This is a genomic window from Actinacidiphila cocklensis, assembly GCF_907177275.1.
GTDB lineage: Bacteria > Actinomycetota > Actinomycetes > Streptomycetales > Streptomycetaceae > Actinacidiphila > Actinacidiphila cocklensis.
Map to the genome: position 1 here is coordinate 81871 of NZ_CAJSLV010000055.1, position 17266 is coordinate 99136.

Sequence of the window (17266 nt, forward strand, 5' to 3'; positions counted from 1 at the left end):
CGGGGGCCGCGCAGGTTCGGGCTCAGGTCCTGGCCACCATCAGGACGCCCAGGGTGATCATCGTGCAGGCGATCACGACGTCCAGCACCCGCCAGGAGCCCGGCCGGGAGAAGGGCCGCTGGAGCAGCCGGGCGCCGAAGCCGAGGCCGCTGAACCACAGGACGCTGCCGGCCGCCGCCCCGGCGCCGAAGGGCCAGCGCGAGCCGCCGTAGCCGTTGGCGACCGACCCGAGCAGCAGCACGGTGTCGAGGTAGACGTGCGGGTTGAGCCAGGTCATCGCCAGGCAGGTGAGCACCGCGGTCTTCAGCGAGCCGCCCGCGGTGCCCGCCGGGTCCAGCCGCTCGGGCCGCAGCGCCCGGCGGGCGGCCAGCACACCGTACGACACCAGGAAGGCGCCGCCGATCCAGCCGGTCGCGGTGACCGCGGACGGCCAGGCCCTCAGCACGGAGCCGATCCCGCTGACGCCCACCGAGATCAGGACGGCGTCGGACACCGCACAGATCGCGACCACCGCGGTGACGTGCTCGCGGCGGATGCCCTGGCGCAGGACGAAGGCGTTCTGCGCGCCGATCGCGACGATCAGCGACAGGCCGGTACCGAGGCCGGCCAGGGCCGCCGGCAGAGCGGGGTTCATGGGCCGAGGCTAGGAAGTGCGGGCACCATCAGTCCAGCTCATGTTTCTTAGCTAAGGTTAGCGATTGTGATGACGACCGCCGGGCTGCCGCTCGACCAGGTGCGTACGCTGCTCGCCGCCGTCGACGAGGGCACCTTCGAGGCGGCGGCCGCCCGGCTGCATGTGACGCCGTCCGCGGTCAGCCAGCGGATCAAGGCGCTGGAGCAGCGCACCGGGCGGGTCCTGCTGCTGCGGTCCAAACCGGTGCGGCCGACCGCGTCGGGCGAGGTCGTGGTGCGCTTCGGGCGGCAGCTCGCCCGCCTTGAGCAGGACGCGGCCGCGGAGATCGGCCTGACCGGTGCCGCGGGGCCGACGACGCTGCCGATCGCGGTCAACGCCGACTCGCTCGCCACCTGGTTCCTGCCCGCCCTCGCCGAGACCGCGCGCAGCCTCGACGTGTGCTTCGACCTGCACCGCGACGACCAGGACCACACCGCGCTGCTGCTGCGCCAGGGCCGGGTGATGGCCGCGGTCACCTCCTCGCCGGAGCCCGTGCAGGGCTGCTCCGTACGCCCGCTGGGCCGGATGACCTACCGGGCGTACGCGACCCCCGCCTTCGCCGCGCGGCACCTGGCGGACGGGCCATTGGCGGAGCTGCTGCCCGCCGCGCCCATGGTGGTCTTCGACCGCAAGGACGACATCCAGGACGCCTTCCTGCGCCGGCTGGCCCCCGGCCGCGCCACCGGCGGCCAGCCCAGGACGTACGTCCCCGCGTCGGAGTCCTTCGCGGCCGCCGTCGCCGCGGGCCTGGGCTGGGGCATGGTGCCCGAGGGGCAGGCCGAGCCCCACTGCCGCGCGGGCGCCCTGGCCGAACTCGCCGCGGACCAGGCCATGGACGTGCCGCTCTACTGGCAGCAGTGGAAGCTGGACTCGCCGCCGCTGGCCGCCCTCGCCGCAGCTGTCAGCCGGGCCGCCGCCACGGCCCTGGCGCCGCCGCGGCGGGGGCGGGCCGGCGGGTCATGACCAGGTCATGGTGACGGTGCGTTCGAAGTCGACGTAGCCGGCGCGCGCGAAGGCGCGGGCCATCGGCGTGTTGCCCAGGTCGGTGGACGCGCGGATCCGCGGCACGTCCTGGGCCGCCAGGACGCGGGTGCCCTCGGCCAGCAGGTCGTCGATGTAGCCGCGGCCGCGGTGGGCGGGGAGCACGGCGACGTAGGCGATGATCGCGTTGTAGTCGTTGCGGGCCGGGAGGACGAAGCCGACGGGGTCGCCGCCGGGCAGCGTCGCGACCTGCCACCACTCCCGCGGGCTGGAGTAGCCGGCCAGCTCGCCGTCGAAGTGGGCGGCCGCCGCCTCGCGCGGCGTCATCGTGGCCAGGTCGGCGCGGCTGTGGGCGTCCAGCGTGCCGTCGAGCACCGCGGCCATCATGGCGGTGATCTCCCCGGTGTCCCGCACCGGCCGGAAGGCCAGCCGCCCGCTGCCGGCGGGGACGGCCGTGCCCGGCCGCCACTCCAGCCGCAGCCGTTCCACGAAGAGCTGCGCCCCGGTCCGTCCGAGCACCGCCATGCGGTCCTCGACGGCCTGCCGGGTCGCGGTGTCCTGCCGCCAGCCGGGCGGCAGGAAGCGGTTGTACTCCGGCGGCTCGGCGCCGGCGGGAAGGACCGCCGCCGTCGCGGTGCGCAGCAGCTGCTCGGCGACGTCCAGCCGGTCGGGGTCGGGGGCGTCGTCCGCGATGTCGAAGACGTCGAGGTAGAGCGGGGTGTCGCCGCCCCGGCTCCACCAGGCGGCCCTGGCCAGCACCCGGTCGCCGCGCAGCGCGACCCACATCCAGCCGGGGCGCCGCCGGCCGGCGGCGAGGTCGTCGGCGAGCTCGTCGTCGAGGACGTATTCCAGCCGGGTGAAGAGCCCCAGCTCCTCCGGTCCGCTGATCGGGCGCACGATCACGCTCAAGCCGTCCACCCCGCGAGTTCGATCCACTTGCTCGTCTGCTTGTTCATCCGCTTGTTCATCGGCGGCAGTCAACACCGCGTGCCCCGGCCGTGCCAGCGCTTTTCCTGCCCAGGGGCGCCCCCTCCCCGCCCCCGGGCAGACCGCGGCACGCCTTACCCCCCGGACACGCCCTACTTCCCGGGCTCGTCCTGCTCCGGCGGCGTGTCCTGCTCCGGCGGTGCGTCCTGCGCGGCGGGCGGGGAGTCCGCCGGGCGCCGGGCGTGCGCCGGTCCGTGCCGCATCGCGCCCGGCCCCGTGAAGTGCGGGCTGGTGAAGTGCGGGCTGGTGAAGTGCGGGCCGTCGGGACCTGCCTCCTCCGGGACCGGCTCGGACTCGGCCAGGAACTCGGCCTCGCTCTCGGAGTCGGGGCCGTGGAAGGGCGGCACGACGTAGTCGGGCGGGGTGTAGTCGTGGATCGTGGACTCGGGGCTGGTGAAGTGCGGGCTGGCGAAATGCGGGCTTGAGTAGCCCGGGTGGAATTCCGTCTCCTCCGCCTCCTCCGCCTCCTCCGGGGGCTGCGAACCGTCGCTCATGCCGTCTCCTCCGCAGGGGCTGTACCCCGCGGAATGAATGCGGGGCCACTGCCGTTGTGGTGCATGCGAAACGAGTATGACCAGACCACCAGGAGAAGGGCGCGATCCATGAAAGTACGCAACTCACTGCGTTCACTGAAGAACCGCCCGGGCGCGCAGATCGTGCGCCGGCGCGGCAAGGTGTACGTGATCAACCGCAAGGACCCCAGGTCCAAGGCCCGCCAGGGCTGAACCCGCACTCGCGTGCGGGCGGTACGGGCCGCGGCTTGGACGCCGCGGCATCGCACCGGCATGTGGCGCCGGTGCGATGCCGGAAGGCCCCCTGACCGCCGCGGCCGCGCGCCGGGTGTTCGGCGCGCGACACCGCAGGCGGGGGTCGGTGAGGATCACCGCGGCGCCCCGGAAGACCGCGGATCGTCCGGCCGGTGCCGGCCGTTGATCTTGCACTGCCCACTATGCCGTGCCGGGTCGGGTGGGGTCTAGACCACCTGGAGTGAATATTGGGATGCGGGACGACGGCGCGTTGTCGCCGGTCGTCCCCGTCGCGTACTCCTGTACCGGAACCGGACGTCAGGACTCCGCGCCGTGGGTGCACTCCGTGTCCGAGGTGCGGTTGCCCGTGCCGATCCGCCGCAACTGCGCCCGGGTCACCGCCGGCGGGCTGTCCCGCGGCACCTCGGCGGCCCGCAGCCCCGCCAGCTGGATGTCCAACTGCCGCCGCCAGGCGTCGGGTACGACCGCGCCGCTGGTCTCCACGATGCCGCGCAGGCCCCAGATCAGCGCCATGATGTCGCCCAGCTCCACACCGGCCGCGATCCGCCCCGACTCCTGCGCCTGGACCAGCAGTTCCGCGACCCGGTCGCGCAGCAGCTCGACGCAGGCCGTCTTGGAGTGGCCCACCAGCTTCTCCGCGTAGCCGCGGTGCTCGGCCAGCGAGCTGCCGATGACCCGCAGGAACCGTTCGAGGCCCGTGCCGTCCGGCAGGGTGAGCGAACTGCGCGCCACCTCGGTGAGTTCGTGCAGCATCAGCCCGGCGATCTCGTCCACCAGCGCCTCCTTGTTGGGGAAGCGCCGGTAGACCGTGCCGACGCCGACGCCGGCCCGGGAGGCGATCAGCTCCATGCTGGCGTCGGTGCCGAACTCCGAGAGGACCTCGCGGGCCGCCTCGATCACCAGCCGGTGGTTGCGGACCGCGTCCCGGCGCAGCGGCCTGGCGGGCGGGTCCTGTTCGGGCGCCGCCGCCGGCGCCGGGCCTGCTGTCGGCGCCGGCGCCTTCGGGCGCGCGTGTCCTGTCATCGTCGCTCGCTCACTCCCGCCGGGCCCCCCGCCCCGCAGCTCATTCCGGCTTGTCACCCACGACGGTACCTCCGGGGACCGCCGCCAGTTCCGCCTGCTGCGGTCCGTCGACGAATTCGACCCTGGTACTGCGCCGGACGACGGGGATCAGCGTCGCCGCGACGGCCGCCAGGACCATGGCGGCGCCCAGCATGGCGAACCCGTGGGTGTAGCCGGCCTCCCGCGGCAGGCCGTCGGCGGCCGGGCTCGCGGTGACCACGCTGGCCATCAGGGCGGCGCCGATGGAGCCGCCGATGGTGCGGATGTTGGCGTTCATGCCGCTGGCCACACCGGTCTGCGCCGGCGGGACCGCGCTGACGATCAGGCTGGACATCGCCGCGAAGGTCAGTCCGAAGCCGGCGCCCATGACGGCGGTGGCCACGTACAGCTCCCAGGTGCTGGTGTGCGCGAAGGCCAGCAGCGCCATGGAGACGGCGCCGATCAGCGAGCCCGTCACGACGACCTTCTTGCCGCCTATGCGGTTGGCCAGGCCGTTCGCACCGAGGCCCACGATGAACATCATCACCGACATCGGCAGCAGGATCAGCCCGGACTGGGTGATGCTCGCGCCGAAGCCGTAGCCGGTGGACTTCGGGGTCTGCACGAACTCCGGCAGGAAGGCGAAGACCGCGTACATCCCGACGCCGACCAGCAGCGCCACCAGGTTGTTGGTCCACACCGCCGGGCGGGCCATCATCTTCATGTCGATCAGCGGCGTCGCCGCCCGCAGCTCGACCAGCACCCAGGCCACGGCCAGCACGACGGCCGCCGCGATCAGGCCGAGCACCTTGCCCGAGCCCCAGCCCCACACCGGGGCCTGGCTGAGCGCGACCAGCAGCGCCACCAGCCATGCCGACAGCAGCACCGCGGGTGCCCAGCTGATCCGGCCCGCCGTGCGCACCGGCGACTTCGGCACGAAGAAGTGCGCGGCGATCGCCGACACCAGGGTCAGGATCATCGGCAGCCAGAACAGCCAGTGGTAGTCCAGCGCGTTGACGATCGGTCCTGCCAGCACGATGCCCAGGCCGCCGCCGACCGCGAGGATCGAGGCGATCAGGCCGACCGCACCGCTGAGCTTCTCGCGCGGGAACTCGTCGCGGATGATGCCGAACGCCAGCGGCAGCACGCCGCCGCCGATGCCCTGGATCGCCCGGGCGACGATCATCGTCGTCACGTTGGTCGCAAGCGCGGCGAGCAGCGAGCCCGCGGCCAGCGCGCCGAGGGTGGCGACGAAGACCCGCTCCTTGCCGATCATGTCGCCTATCCGGCCCATGATCGGCGTGAATATCGAGGCCGACAGCAGGTAGGCGGTCAGCACCCAGGTCACGGTGTTCTGGTTGGTGTGCAGGTCGGCCTGGATCGTCGGCAGCACCGGGGTGACCAGGGACTGGAGCAGCGCGTACGCGGTCACACCCGCCGCAAGGACCGCGAACGTGACCTGGTGGTGTGTGCGCCGGGTCTCGGACGCCATGGAACTCCTTAGAAGATGAAACGGAACGATCATTCCGGAACAACAGGATAAGGGATCAGGAATGACGGTTCCGTTTCCTGACGATGAGGGAAAGCGCACACCCCGGCGGGGAATTTTCCGGGCGCCCCGCGCACACCTGCGATGACCTGAGCCTTTGTGCCCCGGCCCGCGAAGCTGTGGCTTCGGGGTCGGTGGAAGCGCTCTCAGAGCGTCGCACTCCCCGGAACCGGTCTCCATGTCCCGCCCGGCGGACGGGCGGTGGTGCCCTAACCTCGGCTGACGGGAAAGGACATCACCATGCGGATCGTCTCTCCGGCCTACGCGCTGTACGCCCGTCGGCTGCGCCGGCAACTGCGCGGCAGTGCGCTGCCCCGGCACATCGGCCTGATCATGGACGGCAACCGCCGCTGGGCCAGGCAGGTGGGCCTGGCCAGCCCCAGCCTCGGGCACAAGGCGGGCGCCGAGCACGTGGACGACGTGCTGTCCTGGTGCGAGGCGCTCGGCATCCGCCACGTCACCGTCTTCGTCTGCTCCACCGAGAACCTCAGCCGCCGCGGCGAGGGCGAAGTCGCCTTCCTGATGGGCCTGATCGAGCAGATCGTCCTCGACAAGCTGGCCAGACCCGGCGCCCGCTGGCAGCTGCACGTCGCCGGCAGCCTCGACGTGCTGCCCGACCGTACCGCACACGCGCTCAAGGTAGCCGTGGCCGCGACCGAGGGCTGCACCACCGGCGCCCACGTCACCCTGGCCATCGGCTACGGCGGCCGGCAGGAGGTCGTAGAAGCGCTGCGCGAACTGCTCACCGAGCGCGCCGAGTCGGGCCAGACGCTGGCCGAACTCGCCGCGGAGGTCGCCCCCGAGGACATCGCCCGGCACCTGTGGACGGCCGGCCGCCCCGACCCGGACCTGGTGATCAGGACCAGCGGCGAGCAGCGCATGTCCAACTTCCTGCTGTGGCAGAGCGCTTACTCCGAGCTGTACTTCTGTGACGCGCACTGGCCGGCCTTCCGCGAGGTCGACTTCCTGCGGGCGCTGCGCAGTTACGCCGCCCGGCAGCGCCGCCAGGGCGCCTGACCTGCCGGGCCGCTCGGAGCGGCCTATTGTGGCCGGGTGTTCTCACCCGAGGGACCCACCCTGCGCGAGCTGGCCGTCCAGGCGCTGTCCTCCGTCGACCGCGGCTACGACCTGCTCGCCCCGGCGTTCGACCACACGCCCTTCCGCACCCCCGACCGCTTCCTCGACGCGACCGCCGCCGCCCTCGCCCCGCTCGGCCCCTTCGACGCCGGGCTCGACCTGTGCTGCGGCACGGGCGCGGGCCTGCGGGTGCTGGCCCCGCTGTGCCGCAAGCGGCTGACCGGGGTCGACTTCAGCGCCGGGATGCTGGCCCTGGCCGCCGCGGCATTGCCGCCCGCCGGCGGCCCGCGGCCGCAGTGGGTGCGGGCCGACGCCCGGGCGCTGCCCTTCGCCGGGGCCTTCGACCTGGTGGTGAGCTTCGGCGCCTTCGGGCACTTCCTGCCCGCCGAGCGTCCTGGCCTGTTCGCCCAGGTGCACCGGGCGCTGCGCCCCGGCGGCCTGTTCGCCTTCCCGATCGGGGCGCCGCCGCCGATCACCTCGCCCTGGTACTGGGCGATGGCCGGCTTCGACGGCGCCATGCGGGTGCGCAACGCGCTGTGGCGCCCGCCCTTCGTGATGTACTACCGCACCTTCCCCTTCTCCGCGGTGCGCGACGACCTCGCGGCGGCCGGCTTCGACGTGGCGCTCGACGCGCTCGACGCGCTCGACGAGGTCGGCCGCCGCGAGGACGGCAGCCCGCGGGCCGGGCTGGTGCTGGCCCGCAGGGCCTGAGGTCACCGCGGCGCGGTCAGCAGCCGCCGTCCGCGATGACGTAGTAGTCCGTGCCGGTCTCCTTGAGGGTGTGGGTGGTGTAGAGGTTCCACAGCCCCATGTTCTGGTTGGAGCCGTCGGCGTACGTGTAGCCGCCGCTCTGGTGCGCGCGGCCCGCCGCGACCTGGTCGTAGTTGCTGTCGGTGAAGCACTGCCCCGAGCCGCCGCCCGACCCGGTGGTGGTCGCGGTGACCGCCGCCGACGCCGGCCCCGCCGCGCCCGAGGAGTCCACGGCGGCGACGGCGTAGCTGTACGCCGTACCCGCGGTCAGGCCGGTGTCGGTGTAGGAGGTCGCGGTGGGCGAACCGGCCTGGGTGCCGCCGCGGTAGACCCGGTAGGAGGCCGCGCCGGTGACCGCGCCCCAGCTCAGCGAGACGCTGCTGCCGGTGGTGCCCGAGACGGCCAGCCCGGTGGGCGCCGGCAGCGTACCGCCACCGCCGCCCGGCGGGGTCGAGCCGTCGAGACCCCAGAAGCGGGCGGTGTAGTAGCTGGAGCAGATGGTGTCCAGGTAGTACGAGCCCGTCGAACCGCACTGCTCGGTTCCTGAACCCGGGTCCACGGCCAGGCCGTGGGCCATGCCGGCGATCTGGTAGAGCTGCACCGCCGGCTTGCCCGAGGGGTCGTTGTAGACGCTGAGTGTGGTGCCGCCCGGCAGCGACTGGGTGGACGACGCGGTCTGCCCGATGCCCCACACGTCGGTCCACTGGTCCCGCAGCTCGGTGCCGTTGACCGGGTAGACGGTGTAGTCGGAGGCGCCCTGCCAGATCGCCACCCGCGGCCAGGGGCCGGTGTGACCGGGGTCGGACGCCCGCACCTTGTCGCCGAGCTGGGCGGGCGTCAGGTTGACGCTGCCGTACTGGCACGTCGACGCGGCGGCCTGGGAGGTGGCGCACTGCGCCGGCAGGCCCGAGTCGACCGCGCCGCCGGCGAAGACGTCCGGGTAGTCGGCGAGCAGGTCGGCGGTCATCCCGCCGCCCGCGGACAGCCCGGTCACGTAGACCCGGCCGCTGTCCGAGCCGTACTGCGTGACGGCGTGCGAGACCATCGAGACGACCGAGGCCGCCTCGCCCTTGCCGCGGGCGTCCTTGGCCGGGTCGAACCAGCTGAAGCAGGACAGCGAGTTGTTGGACGTGCCGGTCTGCGGCAGGACCAGGGCGAAGCCCCACAGGTCGGCGTACTTCTGCCAGCCGGAGTGGGCGAAGTAGTCGCTCGCCGACTGGGTGCAGCCGTGCAGGGCGACCACCACGGGGGCGCCGGCCGGCAGCCCGGCCGGCGCGTACTCGTACATCGCGAGAGCGCCCGGGTTCGAGCCGAACGAGGTGACCTGGGTCAGGCCCGCCGCGGCGGCGGGTTCCGCGCTCGCGACGGCGCCCAGGCAGGCGGCGACCAGGGCGAGCACACCGGTCACCGCGGTGGCGACCCTGCGGCGGACGGTCGCGGGGCGGTGCGCGGTTCCTCGGGGGCGGGGGAGCGGAGAGCTGTTCATGTGCACTCCTATGGGGGGATCCTTTGGCGTTGGACGGTAGGACCGCGCTGTGGCCGCAGACACGTGAGGGACCGCCATGGCCGTACGCCGGAAGTGGCGGGCACGGCCATTGCGGTGCCGCGGCCGCGCGGGCGGCGGCCGCGCCGGTGTGCGGGCGGCCCGCGGTGCAGCCCGGGCGGCCGCCGCGACATGGGTGCGGACGCCACCACCGGCGGGGGAAGTATGGGCGCAGGACACGTGTGCGCTGTGCCGCAACCTTCCTAGCGTGGCCGCCATGGAGAGCACTCAGCGCCCCGGCCGGGACCAGGTCCCCGCCGCGCCACCGGCCGACGCCACCGCCGCGGTACCGGCCGGCGGGCACTTCCTCGCCGGCCGCACCGCCCTGGTCACCGGCGCCGCCGCCGGGATCGGCCGGGCCTGCGCGGTGGCCTTCGCCGCGGCCGGCGCGACCGTCTACATCGTCGACCGGGACGCGGCGGGCGCCAAGGACGCCGCGGCCGAGACCGGCGGGATCTGCGTGGTCGCCGACCTCTCGGAGCCCGGCGCGGTCGACGCGCTGCCCGCCGACGCCGACATCGTCGTCAACAACGCCGGCCTGCAGCACATCGCCCCCGTCCACGAGTTCCCGCCGGAGCGCTTCACTCTCATCCAGCGGGTGATGGTCGAGGCGCCCTTCCGCATCCTGCGCAGGAACCTGCCGCACATGTACGCCCGCGGCTGGGGCCGGGTCGTCAACATCTCCTCGGTGCACGGCCTGCGGGCCAGCCCGTACAAGTCCGCGTACGTCGTCGCCAAGCACGGCCTCGAAGGGCTCAGCAAGACCGTCGCCCTGGAAGGGGCCGAGTTCGGCGTCACCAGCAACTGCATCAGCCCCGGCTACGTCCGCACCCGGCTGGTCGAGGACCAGATCGCCACCCAGGCGCTCGCGCACGGCATCCCCGAGGCCGACGTCATCGCCCAGGTGATGCTGGACCGCACCGCGATCAAACGGCTCATCGAACCGGTCGAGGTCGCGGCCGCCGCGCTGTGGCTGTGCTCCCCGCACACCGGCTACATCACCGGCACCTCGCTGCCCCTGGACGGCGGATGGACGGCGCACTGACCCCGCACGGGGCCGGGACGTGCGGTTATTCGTGCGTACTTCGTGCGGTACGAGGTCTGGGACGCCGCACCGCAAGGTGATTGGATGACGCCCCATGGCAGACAGCCCCGCCCCCGCCCCCATCGCCCGCCCGCTCCGCCGGCTGCTCGAACTCATCGCGGAGGACGCGCCCGCCGAGGCCTACGGGGCGCTCGCCGCGCAGGCCAGGGCGGGCGGGGCGGACGCCGCCGACCTCGCCGAGCTGGAGCAGGCCACCGCGACCGCCCTGCGGGTCCGCGGCACCCTGCGCCAGCACCGCCGCCGGGAGACCGAACTGGCCGCGCTCTTCGACACCGCGGGCGATCTCGCGGCGCTGCGCGACCTGGACGCGGTGCTCCAGTCCATCGTCCGCCGGGTGCGGATGCTGCTCGGCACCGACACCGCGTACCTGACGCTGCGGGACGACGAGGCCGGCGACACCTACATGCGGGTCACCGACGGGTCGGTGTCCCCGCTGTTCCAGAACCTGCGGCTCAGCTACGGCGACGGGCTCGGCGGCCTCGTCGCCCAGACCGCGCGCCCCTACGCCACCCCCGACTACCGCACCGACGAGCGCTTCCGGCACACCGGTTCCATCGACGAGGGCGTCCTCGACGAGGGCCTGGTCGGCATCCTGGGGGTGCCGCTGCTGCTCGGCGCCCGCGGCGGTGCGCCCGGCGGTGCGCCCGGCCGGGCCTCCGGCGGGGGCGACGTCATCGGGGTGCTGTTCGCCGCCGACCGCACCCCGCGGCCCTTCTCGCCCGACGAGGTCGCGCTGCTGTGCTCGCTGGCCGCGCACGCCGCCATCGCCATCGACACCGCCCGGGCCATCACCGACCTCGCGCAGGCCGGCGCCGTCATCCGCGAGCACGCCGCCGCCATGCAGCGCGCCGAGGAGGCCCACGACCGGCTCACCGACCTGGTGCTGCGCGGCGGCGACCTGTCGGAGGTGGCCGCGGCCGTCGCGGGGCTGCTCGACGGCGCCCTCACCATCCACGACCCCGACGGCCGCACGCTGGCCGCCGTCGGCCGCGGCGGCGCACCCTTCGACGGCGGCCCGCCGCCCGCCCCCGCGGCCGCCCCCGGGGGCCGGGCCGCACCCACCGCCAGGGCCGAGCACCGCGACGGGCGCTGGACCTGCGCGGTGCTCGCCGGCCAGGAACTGCTGGGCAGCATGGTGCTGCACGGACGCGACCGGCTCGACGACTCCGACCGCCGGCTGTTCGAGCGGGCCGGCGTCGTCACCGCACTCCTGCTGCTGCTCAGCCGCTCCGTCGCCGAGACCGAGAACCGGGTGCGCGGCGAACTGGTCACCGACCTGCTCACCGCCCCCGGGCGCGACCCGGTCGGCCTGGTCGTCCGCGGCCGGCGGCTCGGCGTCGACCTCAGCAGGCCGTGCCTGGTGCTGGTCGCGCAGAGCGCGGCCGGCTCCCACGACCGGCTGGCCGGCGCCGCGGGCCGCTACCTCTTCGGCAGCGACGGGATCAGCGCGGAGCGCTCCGGCACGGTGGTGCTGCTGCTGCCGCACGACGGCGCCGCGCCCGGCGCCGTCGCCCGGGGCGCCGCGGCCCAGCTCACCCAGCTGGTCGGCGCCCCCGTCACGGTCGCCGCGGCCGGACCGGCGTCCGGGCCGCAGGCCCTCGCCGACGCGCACGCCGAGGCGGTGCGGTGCCTGCGGGCGCTGTGCGCGCTCGGGCGCGTGGGGGACGGGGCCGGGGCGGCCGAACTCGGCTTCCTCGGGGTGCTGCTGGGCAACGAGCGGGACGTCGAGCCGTTCGTCGGCGCGACGCTCGGGCCGCTGCTGGAGTACGACGCCAGGCGGGGGACCGAGCTGGTCCGTACGCTCGGGGCGTACTTCGCGTGCGGGGGCACGCTGACGCGCACCAAGGACGAGCTGCATCTGCACGTCAACACGGTGGTCCAGCGGCTGGACCGCATCCAGGCGCTCCTCGGCCCGGACTGGAACGAGCCCGAGCGCGCGCTCGAACTCCAGCTGGCGCTGCGCCTCCACATGCTGGCGGCGCCTTCTTGAGGGTGCCCCTCCCCCCTGCCCCTGCGGGCCGCCCCGGGACCTTCCCCCTGTGGTGGGCTCGTCGTGCAGCCCCTCGCGCCCCTGGGGGGTTGCCACTTGCTGTGGCGTTGCTTTCTTTCCCACCGTTCGGGCTGGGCGCGCAGCCCGTGCCCCTTTTTGGCCTGCGTCCTCCTCCGCACAGGGTTCGCCCCTCGCAAGGGCTTGCCCTCTGCGCAGAGGGCAAGCCATCAGGGCCGTCAGGCGAAGGTGGCGGCCAGGTGGGTGGCGAGGGTGGTGGGGGAGGGCCGGTGGAACCGGGCTGAGATGTGGGCGTCGGGGCGGATCACGATGGCCTCGGGCGCACGCGCAGCGTACTGGCGGCGGAAACCGTCGTCCCGGTCGTGGACGCGCGGCACCCCGAGCCCCTCGCCGGGCGCACCTGGCGCGAGGACCGCGAAGACGTTGAGGCGGCCGTGGGCCGCCGCCCGCGCCGCGGTCGCGCAGGCCCGCAGCTCCTCCGCCGCCGAACCCGCGTCCGCGTAGAGCAGCAGCGTGTGGTGCGAGCTGCGCAGCAGGTCGAACAGCCGCACCGGATACGCGGCGATGTCCCCGGTGAGCCCCCGGCAGTCCGGCGCCCGGTCGCCCGGCCGCGGCTCGGGAGCGCCGGGCCCGGGGTCGGGCTCGACCAGCGGGCTGTCCCGGTAGCGGACCAGCAGTTGCGCCTCGCGCAGCACCTCCACCTCGATGCCCTCCCGGGCGTGCCGTACCGTCCGCGCGACGACCTCCTCGCCGACCGGGTGCCGCTCGGCGTGGTAGCTGGCGAGCAGCCCGTCCGCGGCGACGCCCTGCGTCGCGAGCGCCAGCTTCCACGCCAGGTTGTACGCGTCCTGCACGCCGGTGTTCATGCCCTGCGCGCCGGTCGGCGGGTGGATGTGCGCGGCGTCGCCCGCCAGGAAGACCCGGCCGGCGGCGTACCGGTCCACCAGCCGGTGGCTGATCCGGAAGACCGACGACCAGCGCATCGACCGCGCGGTCGTCGGCCGGGGCGAGAGCCGGTCCAGCACCGCCTGGATGTCCCGCAGCTCAGGTGCGCGCCCGGACTCCAGGCCGTGCGCCACCTCCTCGCCCGCCGCGGGCGCCGGCACCGACAGTTCGGGCGGGACGAGCATGGACATCCGGTAGCGGCCCCGCCCGGGCAGCGGGACGCAGACCAGCACGTCGTCGGTGGCACCGCCCGCGTCCTGGTGGACGGAGCGCACGGTGTAGCCGGAGGGCAGGTCCCAGTCCACCTCGACGTCGGCGAGCATGTACTCCTCGGGGAAGGCGTCGCCCTCGAACGACAGCCCGAGCACCTGCCGGGTGCGGCTGTGCGCGCCGTCGCAGCCGACCACGTAACGGGCCTGGACCGTCTCGGTGCCGCCGGGTGTGCCGAGCCTGGCGCGTACCGCGTCGGCGTCCTGTTCCAGGCCGAGCAGTTCCGTGCCGCGTTCGATCCGGCCGCCGTACGCCTCCAGGCGCGCGGTCAGCAGGCGCTCGGTCTCGTACTGCGGCAGCGCCGCGAAACCGTACGGCACGTCGGGCGGGAGTTTCAGGTCCACGCGCTGCCCCGGCTCGCCGTTGACGTAGCCGAGCCGGCCGTAGAGCGGCACCGCCGCGTCGAGGGCGTCGCGCACCAGGCCCATCGCGTCCCACACCTCAAGGGTGCGCGGCTGGATGCCGACGGCCCTGGCGCACGGCTGCGGCTCGTCGAGCCGGTCCACGACGCGGCAGCCGACACCGCGGCGGCGCAGCTCCACCGCCGCTGTCAGCCCCACAGGACCCGCCCCCACCACCAGTACCTCGGTGTCGCCCATGATCACTCCCCGGCGTCGGGAGGGTGCGGCCCCGCACCGCTCGTTCATCCCCTCACCCAGCTTGCTCCCGGCCCCGCGGCGACGCATCTTCGTCCCCGCCGGACGCAACCGACACGCCCCTGCGCGCATCAGATATAAATGGGCCTTCGCGTGGGACGGCACCGCCGGTTCGCGTGCTTGTCCATGGGTGGGGACCGAGAGTCCGGGGGGTTTGCCATGAGCTGGAGCCAGCAGGGCGGGAACGGCGGTTACGGCGGCGGGGGCGGCTTCGGACCGCCGCCACCGCCCGACGGCGGCGGCTTCGGACCGCCCCCGCCCCCGCCACCGCCCGGCGGAGGCGGCGGCTTCCCGCCCCCGCCGCCGTTCGGCCCGCCGCCGATGCCCGCCGCGCCGCCGGCGCCCCGCGAGCCGGCCGACCCGCTGCGCGCGATAGCCGTCGGCGTGCTCAACCTCAGCGGCCTCGGGATCGGCTACCTGCTGACCCGCCGCTGGATCGGCTTCGCCGTCGCCCTCATCGGCACCGGCGTCTTCCTGGTGAGCGCGCTGCCCGCCGACCCCGACGGCGTGTCCGGCGGGGTGCTGGTCAGCTACCTGGTCTTCCTGGTGCTGACCGCCCTGCACGGCGCCCTGCGCGGCCTGCGCACCCGGATGTCCTTCCCGCCGCAGGCGCCGCTGGCGCTGCTGCTCGGCCTGGTGCTGCTCGCGGTCCCCGCGGGCGCGGTCGTCTACTACGACGGCGCCAAGGACGACGCCACCCAGAAGATGCTGCTCGACCGCCTCGACAAGGCCGACCAGCTCGTGCAGGCGGCGAAGGCCAAGCCCTTCGCGAGCGCCAAGTCCGACTACAGCTCCGCGCTCGGCTCCTACCAGGACCTCGACAGCAAGCACCCGGGCTCCAAGGCCGCCAAGCAGGTGCCCGACCGGCTGCAGACCTTCTACACGGCCGTCGGCACCCCCTACGACCAGAAGAAGTTCTGCGACGCGATAGAGCCGCTCAAGTACCTGCGGACGGTGCCGCAGCACATCGACGGCAAGGCGCTCGGCTCGCTGGCCGGCTGGCCCGACGACCGGCTCGCGACCTCGCTCTACGAGTGCGGCATGACCGAACTGACCTCGCCCGCACCGGACTCCGCGTCCGACACCGGCAAGCTCGGCGAGCTGCTCACCACCTTCCCCAAGTCGCCGCAGGCCGCCAAGGTCGAGCCGGCGGTCAGGGCGAACATCGACGCCACCGCCAAGGGCCTGGGCGGCTCGGACCCGTGCGGGACCACCGAGAAGCTGCGCACGCTGGGCACGAACGCGGCGGCCCTGCCCGGTGACAAGGCGGGTGTCGCCGACGCTCTCAAGGCCGACTCCCAGCGGGTCGACGGCTACGTGGAGACCGGCACGTACAACTGCGGGCTCTCGCAGTACAAGAGCGGCAACTTCGACGACGCCCTCACCACGCTGAACGGCTTCACCGGCAAGTACCCGCACGACAAGCACCGCCCGCTCGCACTCAAGATCGCGATCGCCGCGGAGATCGCGACCAAGGTGCCCGCGGCCGGCAAGAAGGTGCCGACGATGGGCTCCGGCGGCTCCATCAGCGTGACCTTCACCAACGACAGCCCCGACGCGGTCGAGATCCTCTACACCGGTCCGGTCACCGGCAGCTTCACCCTCAAGGGCTGCAGCTCCTGCTCGCGCTACTCCAGCGAGTCGCTGGCGCAGTCCCTGGCGTGCAAGGCCACCAACAAGAACTACGCGAAGCGGACCCTGCACCTGCCGACCGGCACGTCGTACATCATGCAGAAGCCCATCGACGACGCCGACTCCGCGACGCCCATCGCCGACACCCACCAGTTCAAGAGCGGCTACATCTATACGGAATGCGCGTACGTACTGGAGTCGCCGTTCAGCTTCTGACCCGTTCAGCCTAACCGTCCAGGTCCGCAGGCAGCCCTGGCCGTGGAGCCCGCGCCGCCCGTCGATGCGCAGCCGTTGGCGTGAAAACGTCCCCCGTGCGGCTGCCGCGGCGGGCGGCGCGGGCGTGCCGGGCGGAAGGTGGCGGTGAGGCGGCCGCCGGGTCGCGACGACCGGTGAGGTGGCCATGGCGGGTGCGGCGATGCGAGGTCTCGGCGCGCTGTCGCTGGGTGTGCTGGGCGCGGTGAGCCTGCTGCCGGCGCTCGCCGGCTGCTCGGACTCGAACTCCGGCGGCTCCGGTGCGACGCCGAGCGCGTCGGCGCCGGCCTCCTCGCCGGCCGCGGGCGGCGGCGCCGACCGGATCGACATCAAGGACTTCGCCTTCGGCCCGGCGGCGCTGACCGTCAAGCCGGGCGCCGTGGTGACCGTCACCAACAGCGACTCGACCACCCACACGGTCACCGCGACCGGCGCGAAGGCGTTCGACACCGGCGACATCGCACCCGGGAAGACGGTGACCTTCACCGCGCCCTCGAAGGCCGGCTCCTACCCGTACACCTGCACGATCCACCCCTTCATGAAGGCCAACCTGACCGTCGGCTGACGCCCTGGCAGCGACCGACGACGACGCGAAGGAGCCGTGATGCAGGTCCGTACGGCGGTCTGGACCGCCCGAGTGCTGGCCGCGGCCGGGCTCGCGGTCGACGCGTATGTGCACGCCGACCTCGCCCAGCAGTACGACGCGGTGAACGCCACCATCAGCCAGGGCGACCTCTTCCGCATCGAGGCGGCGATCTCGGCGCTGGCCGCGCTGGTGGTGCTGGTCTGGCGGCGCTTGCCCGGCGACGCCTTCGCCTGGCTGGTCGCGGCGGGCGGCTTCGCGCTGCTGATGATCTACCGCTACGTCGACGTGGGCAAGTGGGGGCCGTTCCCCGACATGTACGAACCGGTGTGGTTCACCGAGAAGTGGGTCGCCGCCGTGGCCCAGCTGGTGACGGTCGTCGCCGCGGGTGGGCTGATGGTCGTCGACCTGCGCGACCGGCTGCACCGGCGGCACCTGCGCTGAGGC

Annotated in this window: 16 protein-coding genes; 9 read left to right on the plus strand and 7 right to left on the minus strand. The window is 73.9% G+C overall.

The features are described 5' to 3' along the window. Positions 1-22: 22 nt before the first annotated feature. Positions 23-634, minus strand: coding sequence for a LysE/ArgO family amino acid transporter (locus NFU81_RS17335; RefSeq protein ID WP_251490719.1), 612 nt, complete (start codon positions 632-634; stop codon positions 23-25). Between the two features lie 69 nt (positions 635-703). Here NFU81_RS17335 and NFU81_RS17340 point away from each other — a divergent pair, with 69 nt between their 5' ends. Next, positions 704-1636, plus strand: coding sequence for a LysR family transcriptional regulator ArgP (locus NFU81_RS17340; RefSeq protein WP_251490722.1), 933 nt, complete (start codon positions 704-706; stop codon positions 1634-1636). Here the strand turns inward: NFU81_RS17340 and NFU81_RS17345 are convergent. Both NFU81_RS17345 and NFU81_RS17350 read right to left on the minus strand, forming a co-directional pair. Further along, entirely contained in the window at positions 1631-2557 is a 927-nt protein-coding gene (locus NFU81_RS17345; RefSeq protein WP_422665225.1) for a GNAT family N-acetyltransferase, read from the minus strand. The two genes, NFU81_RS17340 and NFU81_RS17345, sit on opposite strands and share 6 nt — an antisense overlap. A gap of 176 nt (positions 2558-2733) precedes the next feature. Continuing rightward, a complete protein-coding gene (locus NFU81_RS17350) occupies positions 2734-3135 on the minus strand; it encodes a hypothetical protein (protein ID WP_251490725.1) in 402 nt (133 codons plus the stop codon). A 108-nt stretch (positions 3136-3243) separates the two neighbouring features. On the opposite strand from NFU81_RS17350, the gene ykgO reads away from it, so the two are divergent. Next, on the plus strand, positions 3244-3366 hold the full coding sequence (gene ykgO / locus NFU81_RS17355) for a type B 50S ribosomal protein L36 (RefSeq protein ID WP_033172643.1): 123 nt from the start codon (positions 3244-3246) through the stop codon (positions 3364-3366). 339 nt (positions 3367-3705) lie between these two features. On the opposite strand, the gene NFU81_RS17360 is transcribed toward ykgO, so the two are convergent. Further along, complete coding sequence (locus tag NFU81_RS17360; RefSeq protein WP_251490728.1) at positions 3706-4431, minus strand: TetR/AcrR family transcriptional regulator; 726 nt, start codon at positions 4429-4431, stop codon at positions 3706-3708. 40 nt (positions 4432-4471) lie between these two features. After that, on the minus strand, positions 4472-5941 hold the full coding sequence (locus NFU81_RS17365) for an MFS transporter (protein ID WP_251490731.1): 1470 nt from the start codon (positions 5939-5941) through the stop codon (positions 4472-4474). A 297-nt stretch (positions 5942-6238) separates the two neighbouring features. Between NFU81_RS17365 and uppS the strand changes: the two genes are divergently transcribed. Both uppS and NFU81_RS17375 read left to right on the plus strand, forming a co-directional pair. Then, positions 6239-7015 (plus strand): polyprenyl diphosphate synthase, encoded by a 777-nt coding sequence (uppS, locus tag NFU81_RS17370; RefSeq protein ID WP_251490734.1) that lies wholly within the window; start codon positions 6239-6241, stop codon positions 7013-7015. 36 nt (positions 7016-7051) lie between these two features. Next, positions 7052-7786, plus strand: a complete 735-nt coding sequence (locus NFU81_RS17375; protein ID WP_251490737.1) for a class I SAM-dependent methyltransferase — start codon at positions 7052-7054, stop codon at positions 7784-7786. 16 nt (positions 7787-7802) lie between these two features. Here the strand turns inward: NFU81_RS17375 and NFU81_RS17380 are convergent, their stop codons facing one another. Beyond that, positions 7803-9311, minus strand: a complete 1509-nt coding sequence (locus NFU81_RS17380; RefSeq protein ID WP_251490740.1) for an extracellular catalytic domain type 1 short-chain-length polyhydroxyalkanoate depolymerase — start codon at positions 9309-9311, stop codon at positions 7803-7805. Between the two features lie 274 nt (positions 9312-9585). Between NFU81_RS17380 and NFU81_RS17385 the strand changes: the two genes are divergently transcribed. Beyond that, positions 9586-10413: a 3-hydroxybutyrate dehydrogenase gene (locus NFU81_RS17385; protein ID WP_251490743.1), complete on the plus strand. Its 828-nt coding sequence runs from the start codon at positions 9586-9588 to the stop codon at positions 10411-10413. Positions 10414-10507: 94 nt separating this feature from the next. Beyond that, complete coding sequence (locus NFU81_RS17390; protein ID WP_251490746.1) at positions 10508-12463, plus strand: helix-turn-helix domain-containing protein; 1956 nt, start codon at positions 10508-10510, stop codon at positions 12461-12463. Between the two features lie 236 nt (positions 12464-12699). On the opposite strand, the gene NFU81_RS17395 is transcribed toward NFU81_RS17390, so the two are convergent. Further along, complete coding sequence (locus NFU81_RS17395) at positions 12700-14295, minus strand: FAD-dependent monooxygenase (RefSeq protein WP_251490749.1); 1596 nt, start codon at positions 14293-14295, stop codon at positions 12700-12702. Between the two features lie 216 nt (positions 14296-14511). Between NFU81_RS17395 and NFU81_RS17400 the strand changes: the two genes are divergently transcribed. The 3 genes from NFU81_RS17400 (at position 14512) to NFU81_RS17410 (ending at position 17263) form a co-directional block, all read left to right on the plus strand. Then, entirely contained in the window at positions 14512-16200 is a 1689-nt protein-coding gene (locus NFU81_RS17400) for an outer membrane protein assembly factor BamD (protein WP_251490752.1), read from the plus strand. A gap of 199 nt (positions 16201-16399) precedes the next feature. Continuing rightward, entirely contained in the window at positions 16400-16801 is a 402-nt protein-coding gene (locus NFU81_RS17405; RefSeq protein ID WP_251490755.1) for a cupredoxin domain-containing protein, read from the plus strand. A 39-nt stretch (positions 16802-16840) separates the two neighbouring features. Next, positions 16841-17263 (plus strand): hypothetical protein, encoded by a 423-nt coding sequence (locus NFU81_RS17410; protein WP_251490758.1) that lies wholly within the window; start codon positions 16841-16843, stop codon positions 17261-17263. Positions 17264-17266: the final 3 nt, after the last annotated feature.